The 10,654-nt window shown below is 71.8% G+C and carries 12 protein-coding genes; 6 read left to right on the top strand and 6 right to left on the bottom strand.

Features of this window, described 5'->3' with window-relative positions:
* Together ACTHNQ_RS05015 and ACTHNQ_RS05010 are read right to left on the bottom strand one after the other, a co-directional pair.
* A partial coding sequence (locus ACTHNQ_RS05015) for a response regulator transcription factor (RefSeq protein ID WP_440331646.1) occupies nucleotides 1–558 on the bottom strand: 558 nt, incomplete at its 3' end.
* A gap of 64 nt (nucleotides 559–622) precedes the next feature.
* Nucleotides 623–1,300 carry a helix-turn-helix transcriptional regulator gene (locus ACTHNQ_RS05010; protein ID WP_440331644.1) on the bottom strand — a complete coding sequence of 226 codons (678 nt, stop codon included), beginning with the start codon at nucleotides 1,298–1,300 and terminating at the stop codon, nucleotides 623–625.
* Nucleotides 1,301–1,400: 100 nt separating this feature from the next.
* Here ACTHNQ_RS05010 and folE point away from each other — a divergent pair, with 100 nt between their 5' ends.
* The 4 genes from folE to ACTHNQ_RS04990 are packed head-to-tail and all read left to right on the top strand — an operon-like array spanning nucleotide 1,401 to nucleotide 4,853.
* Nucleotides 1,401–1,991 (top strand): GTP cyclohydrolase I, encoded by a 591-nt coding sequence (gene folE / locus ACTHNQ_RS05005; RefSeq protein WP_440331642.1) that lies wholly within the window; start codon nucleotides 1,401–1,403, stop codon nucleotides 1,989–1,991.
* Between the two features lie 33 nt (nucleotides 1,992–2,024).
* Entirely contained in the window at nucleotides 2,025–3,245 is a 1,221-nt protein-coding gene (locus ACTHNQ_RS05000; RefSeq protein WP_440331640.1) for an NAD(P)/FAD-dependent oxidoreductase, read from the top strand.
* The gene (folP, locus tag ACTHNQ_RS04995) at nucleotides 3,242–4,144 is read left to right on the top strand and encodes a dihydropteroate synthase (RefSeq protein WP_440331639.1); all 903 of its coding nucleotides are present in this window, start codon (nucleotides 3,242–3,244) and stop codon (nucleotides 4,142–4,144) included. Before ACTHNQ_RS05000 ends, folP begins: the two co-directional genes overlap by 4 nt.
* Before the next feature lies 1 nt (nucleotide 4,145).
* The gene (locus ACTHNQ_RS04990) at nucleotides 4,146–4,853 is read left to right on the top strand and encodes a pyrimidine reductase family protein (protein ID WP_440331637.1); all 708 of its coding nucleotides are present in this window, start codon (nucleotides 4,146–4,148) and stop codon (nucleotides 4,851–4,853) included.
* Nucleotides 4,854–4,862: 9 nt separating this feature from the next.
* Here the strand turns inward: ACTHNQ_RS04990 and ACTHNQ_RS04985 are convergent, their stop codons facing one another.
* Both ACTHNQ_RS04985 and ACTHNQ_RS04980 read right to left on the bottom strand, forming a co-directional pair.
* The gene (locus tag ACTHNQ_RS04985; RefSeq protein ID WP_440331636.1) at nucleotides 4,863–5,411 is read right to left on the bottom strand and encodes a TetR/AcrR family transcriptional regulator; all 549 of its coding nucleotides are present in this window, start codon (nucleotides 5,409–5,411) and stop codon (nucleotides 4,863–4,865) included.
* Between the two features lie 58 nt (nucleotides 5,412–5,469).
* A complete protein-coding gene (locus tag ACTHNQ_RS04980) occupies nucleotides 5,470–6,297 on the bottom strand; it encodes an SDR family NAD(P)-dependent oxidoreductase (protein WP_440331634.1) in 828 nt (275 codons plus the stop codon).
* Between the two features lie 143 nt (nucleotides 6,298–6,440).
* Between ACTHNQ_RS04980 and ACTHNQ_RS04975 the strand changes: the two genes are divergently transcribed.
* Together ACTHNQ_RS04975 and ACTHNQ_RS04970 are read left to right on the top strand one after the other, a co-directional pair.
* On the top strand, nucleotides 6,441–6,656 hold the full coding sequence (locus ACTHNQ_RS04975; RefSeq protein ID WP_440331632.1) for a helix-turn-helix domain-containing protein: 216 nt from the start codon (nucleotides 6,441–6,443) through the stop codon (nucleotides 6,654–6,656).
* On the top strand, nucleotides 6,649–7,101 hold the full coding sequence (locus ACTHNQ_RS04970; protein WP_440331631.1) for a Clp protease N-terminal domain-containing protein: 453 nt from the start codon (nucleotides 6,649–6,651) through the stop codon (nucleotides 7,099–7,101). Before ACTHNQ_RS04975 ends, ACTHNQ_RS04970 begins: the two co-directional genes overlap by 8 nt.
* Before the next feature lie 3 nt (nucleotides 7,102–7,104).
* Here the strand turns inward: ACTHNQ_RS04970 and ACTHNQ_RS04965 are convergent, their stop codons facing one another.
* Entirely contained in the window at nucleotides 7,105–8,763 is a 1,659-nt protein-coding gene (locus ACTHNQ_RS04965) for a DNA repair helicase XPB (RefSeq protein ID WP_440331629.1), read from the bottom strand.
* A 72-nt stretch (nucleotides 8,764–8,835) separates the two neighbouring features.
* Nucleotides 8,836–10,560: a helicase-associated domain-containing protein gene (locus ACTHNQ_RS04960; RefSeq protein ID WP_440331627.1), complete on the bottom strand. Its 1,725-nt coding sequence runs from the start codon at nucleotides 10,558–10,560 to the stop codon at nucleotides 8,836–8,838.
* Between the last annotated feature and the right edge of the window lie 94 nt (nucleotides 10,561–10,654).

Below are 10,654 nucleotides of genomic sequence, written 5' to 3'. Positions count from 1 at the left end.
GTCGTACTCCCACACGTGGTCGAGGATCTGCGCCTTCGACAGCACGCGGTTGGGGTTGAGCATGAGGTAGCGCAGCAGCTTGAACTCGGTGGGGCTCAGGTCGATGCTGACGTCGCCGACCTGCACGTCGTGCGTGTCCTGGTCCATGGTGAGCTCGCCCGCGCGGATGACGGACTCCTCGTCGGCCTGCATGGTGCGGCGGAGGATGGCCTGGATGCGGGCCACGATCTCGTCGAGGCTGAAGGGCTTGGTGACGTAGTCGTCGCCGCCGGCGTTGAGGCCGGTGATCTTGTCCTCGGTCTCGTCCTTCGCGGTGAGGAAGAGGATCGGTGCGGTGTAGCCGGCGCCGCGGAGGCGCTTGGTGACGCTGAACCCGTTCATGTCGGGGAGCATCACGTCGAGGATGATGAGGTCCGGCTCCTCTTCGAGGACGGCCGAGATGGTCTGTGCGCCGTTGGATACGGCACGGACCTGGAACCCGGCGAATCGCAGACTGGTGATCAGCAGGTCGCGGATGTTCGGTTCGTCGTCCACGACGAGGATGCGCGGTGCGGTCATGGGCCCATTATGTCGGCGGAATCCATGCCGCGCCTGGATATCGGCGACACGTCCGTGAATTCGATCAGGGCGCTGACGTGCGGATCTCGACGCAGCAGCCCCCCGCGGCCGGGGCGAGGACGGGCGTGCGGTCGTCGCCGCTGGCCGCCGCGAGCCCTCTCACGAGTTCGAGGTTCGCCCCGCAGATCAGGGCGGTGTGGCGGTTCGCGAGCACGTGGAAGGGGCAGTTCTCGAGCACGAGATCAGCGGATGCCGCGCCCCCGGCTCGCGGGGCGTATCCGCACACGGCGAGTGCGTCCTCGAGGCGGCCGGCATCGGCGCCGATCGCGGCGCCCGCCGCGAACGACTCGACCGCGAGCGCGTCTCGGACGGGGATGCCGGTCTCGTCCGCCCGTTCGGCGGCCGCCGCGAGCAGGTCGCCGACGAGCTCGTAGTGCCGCTCGGGGATCGTGGCGGCCAGCTCCGTGGCCGCGGCGCGGTAGAGCTTCGCAGGGCGGCCCGCTCCGGGGCCGGTGCGCCCGGATCGCCGGACGTACGAGACGGTCAGCAGGCCGGCATCCGCCAGTCTGTCGAGGTTGAGGGCGGCCGTGCTGCGAGGGATGCCGAGCGCTTCGGCGGCGTCGTCGCGAGTGACCTCGCGCTGCGTGGCCAGGCGGTACAGATCGCGTCGCTGCGGATCGACCAGCGCCGCGATCGCGTCGGCGCGGTTGGGTGTCGGGGGCAGCGGCGATGATGTGGCCACCGGGGAAGTGTACCTCTAAAAACATGAATCTTGACAAAAGAAATCTGCGGTTCTAGCGTCGGCCTCAGGCGCAGTTCCGGCGGACGCGAAGGAGCACGACATGTCGATCACCGCTCAGACGGCTGCGCTGCACGCGGTCCCGGACGACGAGGGGCCCGACCGGGAGCGTGCGATGGTCGCCGTGGCCGATCTGCTGAGCGCCCTCGGTGAGGACCCCGACGCGGGCGACCTCGCCGAGACGCCCCGACGGGTCGCCGACGCGTTCATCGAGCTGCTCACGCCTCAGCCGTTCGAGATGACGACCTTCGCCAACGACGAGGGCTACGACGAACCGGTCGTGGTGCGCGGCATCCCGTTCGTGTCGCTGTGCCGCCATCACCTGCTGCCGTTCCGCGGCACCGCCACCGTGGGTTACCTGCCCGGCCAGCGCCTTGTCGGACTGTCGAAGCTTGCGCGCGTCGTCGCCCACCACGCCCGCGCCCTGCAGGTGCAGGAGTCGCTGACGATGCAGATCGCGCGCACGCTCGATGACGCGCTCGCGCCGCGCGGGGTCGGCGTCGTCATCGACGCGGAGCACCTGTGCATGTCGGTGCGGGGCGTGCGAGCGGACTCCGCCACGACCACGACCACGTCGTTCCGCGGCGAGCTCGCGGGCGACGGAGCGCTGCAGGTCCGGTTCATGGCGGCGTGAGCGGCGGGTGCCGCACGCGGGAGAGGAGTCCTGATGACCCACATGGTGATCGTCGGCGGAGGGCTCGCCGGCGGAACGGCGGCCGAGGCGCTGCGGGACGAAGGCTTCGACGGCGACGTCACGGTCGTCGCCGGTGAGGCCCATCCGCCGTATCAGCGGCCACCCCTGTCCAAGGGGTACCTCGGCGGAAGCGAGGGGAGGGATGCCGTCATCCTCCACCCCGCCGACTGGTATGCCGACCACGGCATCCGGCTCGTGACGGGTGTCTCGGCGACCACGCTCGACCCGACGGCGTACGCGCTGCACCTCGAAGGCGGCGAGCGACTCTCGTATGACGCGGTGCTGCTGGCCACGGGCGCGACGCCGCGGATGCTGCCGCTGCCAGGTCACGACCTGCCGGGCGTCATGACGCTGCGCAGGCTGGACGACTCCGACGCGCTCGCCGCGCCGCTGCGCGGCGGCGGCCGTCGCCTCGTGGTGATCGGCGCCGGCTGGATCGGCATGGAGGTCGCCGCCACCGCCCGCGCCCTCGGCAACGACGTCGTGATCCTGGAGCAGGGGGCGGTGCCGCTCGCCGCCGCGCTCGGCGCCGAGATGGGCGAGGTGTTCCGGCGTCTGCACATCGATCACGGCGTCGACCTGCGCACGTCGGTCGGCGTCGAGCGCATCGTCGGCGACGGACGCGCCGAGGGAGTCGTCGCCGGCGGCGAGACGCTGCCGGCCGACCTGGTGCTCGTCGGAGTCGGGGCTGTGCCCAACACCGCGCTCGCCGAGGCCGCCGGAATCGAGCTGCAGAACGGCGTCCTCGTCGACGCGGCACTGCGCACCGGTGCGCCTGGCGTGTTCGCGGCAGGGGACGTCGCGAACGCGTTCCACCCCGTGCTGCAGCGTCATCTGCGCAGCGAGCACTGGGCCAATGCCCTGAACGCGGGGAAGGTCGCGGCCCGATCGATGCTCGGGCTCTCGGCCGCGCTCGACGACATCCCGTACTTCTACACCGACCAATACGACCTGGGCATGGAGCTGTCGGGATACGCTCCGCTCATGAGCGATGCCGAGATCGTCGTGCGCGGCGACGTCGACGCACGGGAGTTCATCGCCTTCTGGACCGACGCCGGGCGGGTGGTGGCCGGCATGAACGTCAACGTCTGGGACGTGAACGAGGACGTGCAGGCGCTGATCCGCTCAGCCGAGAGGATCGCCCCTGACCGGCTGCGCGATCCGGCCACGCCTCTTGCGGAGCTCCTCTCGTGACGGCGCTCGGCAATGGTGCGGTGCAGGAGTGCGTGCTCGATGTACCCGGCGGCGTGCTCGACCTCTCGCGGCACATCGCCGTGATGGCGATCGTCAATCGCACGCCGGACTCCTTCTACGACCGCGGCGCCACCTACGCACTCGACGCGGCCGTCGCCGCGGGGGTCGCGGCGGTGGAGGCCGGGGCCGAGATCGTCGACGTCGGCGGTGTGAAGTTCGCCCCGGGACCGCCGGTGCCCGTCGAGGACGAGATCGCCCGGGTCGTTCCTGTGGTGCGCGAGCTCGCACCGCTCACCCGGGTGAGCGTCGACACGTTCCATCCCGCGGTCGCGGCCGCGGCGATCGAGGCCGGCGCGGCGATCATCAACGACACCACGGGACTCCATGATCCTGCGATGGCCGATGTCGTCGCGGCGGGCGGCGCCGGCGTGGTGATCGCCCACAGCCTGGCGGCGCCGCGCACGCAGCATCCGCTTCCGCACTACGACGACGTGATCGGCGACGTCGCGGCGTTCCTGTCCGCCAGGCGTGACCTCGCGCTCGACCGTGGCGTGCCGGCGGAGCGCATCGTGCTCGATCCCGGACACGATCTCAACAAGAACACGCGGCAGACGCTGGAGCTCACGCGGCGGCTGGACGAGCTCGCCGCGCTCGGCTCGCCGCTGCTCGTGGCGCTGTCGAACAAGGACTTCGTGGGCGAGGCGCTCGATCGCGAGCGCGGTGATCGGCTGTCGGGTTCCCTGGCCGCCGCGGTGTTCTGCGCACTGCACGGTGCGCGGATCGTACGAGCCCACAACGTGCGCGAGACGGTCGACGCCCTCCGCATGGTCGACGCGATCCTCGGCTGGCGGGAGCCCGCCTATGAACTGCACAACACGCGGCCTGAAGGGAACGACTGACATGCCCACTCGCTCGGAGCTGTTCGACGCCTACGCGATGCCCGACCGCGAGGCCACCCGCGTGCGCATGAACTTCGTGTCGTCGGCAGACGGCGCCGTCACCCTCGGCGGCCGCAGCGGCGCGCTCGGCGGCGGCACCGACCGGGCGCTCATGCAGGTGCTGCGGGCGATGGCCGATGTCGTGCTGGTCGGCGCCGGCACGGTGCGCGCCGAAGGCTACGGCGACCTGCGCGTGGGCGCCGACGACGTCGCGTGGCGTCGCTCCCATGGGCTGGAGGACCAGCCGGCGCTCGCCGTCGTGAGCGGCGGCCTGCACGTCGACCCCGACGCTCCGGTGTTCGCCGAGGCGGTGCGGCGCCCGGTCGTCGTGACGACGGATGCCGCAGCCGGCGGCCGCGGCGAGGCGTTCGAGCCGGTGGCCACGGTCCTCCCGTGCGGCGCGGATGCCGTCGACCTCGGCATGATGCTCGACGCATTCGCCCGACGCGGCTGGACGCAGGTGCTGTGCGAGGGCGGGCCGCGCCTGTTCGGCGCGCTGCTCGCCGATGATCTCGTCGACGAGGTCTGCGTCACGATCGCGCCGCGGTTCGTCGGAGGCGACGCGGGACGCATCGTGCAGGGCGTCGCCGAGGGAGACCGCCGATTCGCGCTGGCGAGCGTCGTCACCGACGACGAGGGGTTCGCTTTCCTGCGGTACACCGCGGAGTGAGCGGCGGCCTCAGTCGAGGGCAGCGCGGACCGCGCGTTCGACGACCGGGCGGATCTCGGCATCGGGGTCGACGGTCACCCGGTGAAGGATCAGCCCGTCGCCGGTCGCCATGAGCGCCCGTGCGGCCTCGCGGGGGGAGCGGGCACCGATCCCCACCAGCAGCGCGACGGTCCACTCCACGAAGACGCGGCGCTGTTCCAGCAGGGGGCCGAGCAGCTCGGTGTCGCCGGCGCACTCGAGGAACAGCGCGTAGCGCGTCTTCGTCCGCAGTGCGAGCGGTCCGGTCTGCAGGGCGATGACACCGCTGAGGGCGTCGACGAGCTGCGCCGGCGTCTGGATGGACGAGGCGTCGTCGGCAGTGAAGTCCGCCCGCTCGCTCTCCGCGAGCCACGCCGCGAGGCCGGCGATGAGCGCACCTCGCGTGCGGAACCAGTTCGAGGTCGACCCCTTCGGGAGTCCCGCGCGCTCGTCCACCCGGGCGTGGGTGAGCGCCCGGATGCCCTGCTCGCCGACGAGTGCGATCGCCGCCTCCAGCGCGCGGTCCCTCGTTTCGGCCATGATCCGACGATAGGCGACGGAAGACCCGACATGCCGCGGCGTCGCCCGCGTCAGCCGATCATGTCAGGCCCGCGATGCGGGCGCCGATGGCGTCGCCGGCGCGGGTCGGGAGGAGTGTGTTCATGGCGACCATCGTGCGCGCGGGCATGCCCACCACGTACCGCGCGCGAGGCCGCCGGGCGGTCAGCGCGTGCTCGACGGCATGGACGACCGCGTCGGGCGGCGCGACGGCCGAGCCGAATCGGGCGATGTTCTGCCGGAGCCCGATCACGTGCGCGGCGTAGAGATCGCGGTGATGGGGTGCCATCCGCGCGTCCATGTCGTCGATCATCGTGTCGACTTCGCGCCAGGTCTCGGTGTCGGTCGGACCGGGTTCGACGACCGACACGGCGATGCGCCAGGGCCGCAGCTCGACGCGGAGGGCGTCGGCGATCCCCTCGACGGCGCATTTCGACGCGCAGTAGGCGCCCTCCATGGGCACGACGGATCGGCTGCCGACCGACGACACGAAGACGATCCGCCCGGCTGCGGTCCGCAGACGGGGGAGTGCCGCCTGCGTGACGGCGACCGTGCCGACGACGTTGACCTCGAACTGCCGTCGGAGGTCGGCCGTCGTGAGGGCTTCGACCGGGCCGAGTGCGGCGACGGCGGCGTTGTTCACCAGGGCATCGACACGTGCGGGGAGCACGTCGTCGAGCGCCGCGATGTCGGCGGGGTCGCTGAGGTCGAGGCGGACGGGCGTGATCCGGGTGTCGGCGTCGCTGCGCGGCATCCAGTCATCGAGGTCGCGGACCCCGGCGAACACCGTCCAGCCCGACTCGGCGAGTCGTCGCGCAACGGCTCTGCCGATCCCTCGTCGGGTTCCGGTCACGAGTGCCGTGGGCATGATGTGCTCCTCTCAGCGTCGGTGGAGCGGGTGCCTGACTACTACGAACGTAGTGTAGAACCACTATTTGCGTAGTGCAAGAGAATCTTGCGAATCTGTCAGTCTGTGTTGACAACCCCACGTTGTCAGTTCAGACTGACAACATGACCTCATTCGATCTCGAGCACCTCCGCACGACCGACCCGGCGACGGGACTTCGCGCGGTCGGTGCTCTGCACCGGCTCGCCGAGCGGGTCGAGGCCGTGCACGTCGCCGAGGCGCGCGCGGCCGGATGGTCCTGGGAGCAGATCGGCGACGCCCTCGGTGTCACGCGTCAGTCGGTCCACGCGAAGTACGGAAAGCGAGACAGCGGTGTTTGAGAGATTCGCACGAACGGCCCGCACGGCCGTCGAGGACGCCACCTACGAAGCCCGGCGCCGCGGCGACCGGCGCGTCGGTTCCGAGCACCTGCTGATCGCGGTGCTCGAAGACGACGCGCTGTCGTCGCGCATCGGGGTGGATGCCGCCTCCGCCCGCGCCGCCGCAGACCGGCTCGATCAGAGCGCCCTGGCAGCGATCGGGCTGAAGCTGGGCGAGTTCGGTCCCACCCCCGCGCACGCGGTCGCGTCGTCGCGCGTCGCCCTGACATCCGGGGCGAAGGCCGTGCTCCAGCAGTCGCTGGCCAAGGCGGCCGGCGAGAAGTCCCGCACGATCACGACGCGGCACATGATGCTCGCGCTGCTCGAGCGCGACGCGCCCGACCCCGCGGCGGCGCTGATCGGGGCGCTCGAGGTCACCCCCGACGAGCTGCGCGCCCGGCTCTGAGGCCTACGCCGCGAGGGAGTGGGCGTCGAGGATCGTGTAGGCGTAGCCCTGCTCGGCGAGGAAGCGCTGGCGGTTCTGCGCGAAGTCCTGATCCACGGTGTCGCGGGCGATCAGGGTGTAGAAGCTCGCGGTGTGGTTCGACTGCTTCGGGCGCAGCAGGCGGCCGAGGCGCTGTGCCTCCTCCTGACGGGATCCGAACGACCCCGACACCTGGATGGCGACGGATGCCTCGGGCAGATCGATCGAGAAGTTCGCGACCTTCGACACCACGAGCACCGAGATCTCGCCGACACGGAAGGCCTGGTACAGCTCCTCGCGTTCGTCGACGGGCGTCTGCCCGGTGATCTTCGGAGCGTTCAGCGCTTCGGACAGCACGTCGATCTGGTCGAGGTACTGGCCGATGATGAGGATGCGCTCGCCCTCGTGCCGTTCGACGAGCTGCTTGACGACGCCGATCTTGGCGGGGGCCGTCGCGGCGAGCCGGTAGCGCTCGTCGTCGGCGGCGGCCGCGTACTCCAGGCGGTCGTAGGCCGGCAGGTCCACGCGCACCTCGTAGCAGACCGCGGGGGAGATGAAGCCCTGGGCCTCGATCTCCTTCCACGGCGCATCGAACCGCTTGGGCCCGATCAGGCTGAACACGTCGCCCTCGCGCCCGTCCTCGCGCACGAGGGTGGCGGTGAGGCCGAGGCGGCGGCGCGCCTGCAGGTCGGCGGTGAGCTTGAACACGGGCGCGGGCAGCAGGTGCACCTCGTCGTAGACGATGAGGCCCCAGTCGAGCGCGTCCAGCAGCGCGAGATGGGCGTACTGGCACTTCCGCTTCGCGGTGAGGAGCTGGTAGGTCGCGATCGTGACCGGCTTGATCTCCTTGGTCTGGCCGGAGTACTCGCCGATCTCCTCGGGCGTCAGGGTCGTGCGCTTGAGCAGCTCATCCCGCCACTGCCGGGCGCTCACGGTGTTGGTGACCAGGATGAGCGTCGTCGTCTTGGTCTCGGCCATCGCCGCGGCTCCGACGAGCGTCTTGCCGGCGCCACACGGGAGCACGACGACGCCAGATCCGCCGTCCGTGAAGATGTCGACCGCGTGCCGCTGGTAGGGCCGCAGCGTCCAGCCGTCCTCTTCGAGGTCGATGGGATGCGGGGTGCCGGGCGTGTAGCCGGCGAGATCCTCTGCGGGCCAGCCGATCTTGAGGAGCTCCTGCTTGATCTGGCCGCGCGCCCACGCGTCGATCACGTACGCGTCGGGCGAGGGGCGGCCGATCAGCAGCGGCTGGATGCGCTTGTTCTTGGACACCTCGGCGAGGACGGCGGCATCCGTCGAACGCAGGATCAGTTCCCCGCCGGAGCCGTCCTCGGCGATCGGGGCGCGCTCGATGACGAGGCGGCCGTACCGGCCGACGGTCTCGGCGATGTCGATGGACACCGACGGCGGCACCGGGAAGCGCGACCAGCGGTCGAGCGTCGCGAGCATGTCTTCGGCGTCGTGACCGGCCGCGCGCGCGTTCCACAGCCCGAGCCGCGTGATGCGGTAGGTGTGGATGTGCTCGGGTGCGCGTTCCAGCTCGGCGAAGATGGCGAGCTCGTGGCGCGCGCTCTCGGCATCGGGATGCGCGACTTCGAGCAGCACCGTGCGGTCGCTCTGGACGATGAGGGGTCCGTCAGCCATAACGAGCCAGTCTACCGGCGTCGGCGATGGCGAGGTCCGCCGCGACGCACTCTGAGGCGGGATGCCGCAGCCTCACGCCGTGCCGACGCTCACGATGCTCGACACCGGCAGGGTGCGCTCGATGTCGGCGGCGCGGTCACGACCCCGCAGTCGCCCACCGCCCAGGCCCGACGCCTCCAGCGTCATCGCGCGCTCGCTGCCGTCGGGCATGCGCACGACGACGACGATCTCGGCTCGGGCGCGCACGGCCTGCTCCAGCTCGCGCTCGAGCCAGCCTGCCTCGCCCCCGGCGGTGTGGCTGTGCCGCAGCGTCGTCAGCAGCCGCTCGTACGTCTGCTCCGGCGTTGCGGCGGGTTCGGACGGTGTCGCAGCCGCGCGCCGGTGGACCGGCTCAGGGCGTCCTGCGGCATCGAGCGCGATCGCCGGGTATCGCGCGTCCACGAGGGTCCAGTACACCGCGTCGCGCGCGACCCGCGACGACAGGCCGTCGCCGTCGCCCACGAGCCCGAGCGGGCGCAGGGCCTGATCGACGGCGATCGTGTCGAGCACGCCCGCGTCGGGGCTGTCGACCCGCGTGCGGCCCGTCACGTCGTCGGCGTGGACGCGGACCAGTCCGTGACGCGACGCCGTGCTCTCGATGAGGTAGTCCAACGGCTGGGGGATGCCGGTCAGCGACAGCCCGGCGAGGAACTCCCGCATGGATGCGGCCGTCTCGCCCTCTCCCATGCCCGCGCCGAGCGATTCCGCGGTGAAACGGTACGTCGAGGCCTGGGCGCGGGACTCGCGCAGCGCGAGCGAGCGCAGTCGCAGGTCGAGCGCCGGCGCGAGGGGCCCCGGGGCGATGGCGGTGAGGTCCGCCTGCAGGTACACGCGGTCGATCTCGGCGGGAAGGTACGGGGCCATGCTGGCGGCATCCGCGCGCCCGCCTTCTCGCAGCACGGTGGTCCACGGGTACTCGCCGGTCGAGGACTCGTCGGGGTCGAACAGCCCCCAGCGGGTGCCGATCCGCCGGAGCCGCTGGGCCTGAACGGGCCACTCGTCGTCGAGGGGGTACGCGTCGGGCCAGGTCGCCGGTGCGGCGAAGCCGCCGTCGGGTGTGCCGATGCCGCGGGGCAGGCCTGCGCGGAACCCTTGGGCGACCGCCTCCCAGCGCTCGGGCGTGGGTGTCTGCAGCCATCGCTCGCCGGCTTCGGTCACGACCCATTCGCGGTCGCGCGCCGCGGCGAGTCCCGCATCGGACGCCGAGGCGAGCAGGTCTTCGAGGTCGTCGGCGGCCGCGATGGCGCCCGCGTCGGTCAGCCGGCGACGGTCGACGGCGCTCACGGCGCCGGCACCGGTGCGGGCGAGGGGCGTGTGCAGGCAGGCGAGCAGGACGTCGGCCAACGAACCCGCCGTCGTGAACGCGCGTTCGGCGGCCGCGGCGGCTGCCCGCGGCGCGGCGGGGGTCGGCGGTGCGACCTGCGGAGCCGGGGCGAAGGCGCCGGGATCGGATGCTGCGACCGCCGCGATCCGCTCGGCCACGGCGTCGTACGGCGCGTGGTCGGCGTCGGTCAGCGCGAGCAGGTCGGCCTCGCCGCCCTCGATCGCGGTGCCCGACGCCAGCGCGATGAGCTCCGAGCGGTCCAGGCGTGTGAGCGCACGGTCGAGCTGCGCGGGCTCCAGCAGGCCTTCGGCGGCGTCGAAGAAGTCGTGCCAGGCGATGTGGGGCGAGATGCCCCGGGCCGCGAGCGTCCGGGCGAGCGCGGCGTCGTCCAGGTCGGCGAGCCGCGTCGCGAGTGCGCGCGCGTCGGAGCCCACCCGGTCAGCCTCCTCGGTTCGCCCGAGCCCTCCGCACGAAGCTCATGATGAGCACGGCGAGCAGCATCGCGAAGGCGACGATAGGGGCGAAGTA

It is taken from the genome of Microbacterium sp., from assembly GCF_051953575.1.
Lineage (GTDB): Bacteria > Actinomycetota > Actinomycetes > Actinomycetales > Microbacteriaceae > Microbacterium.
This window is presented reverse-complemented; position numbering and strand designations above follow the sequence as displayed.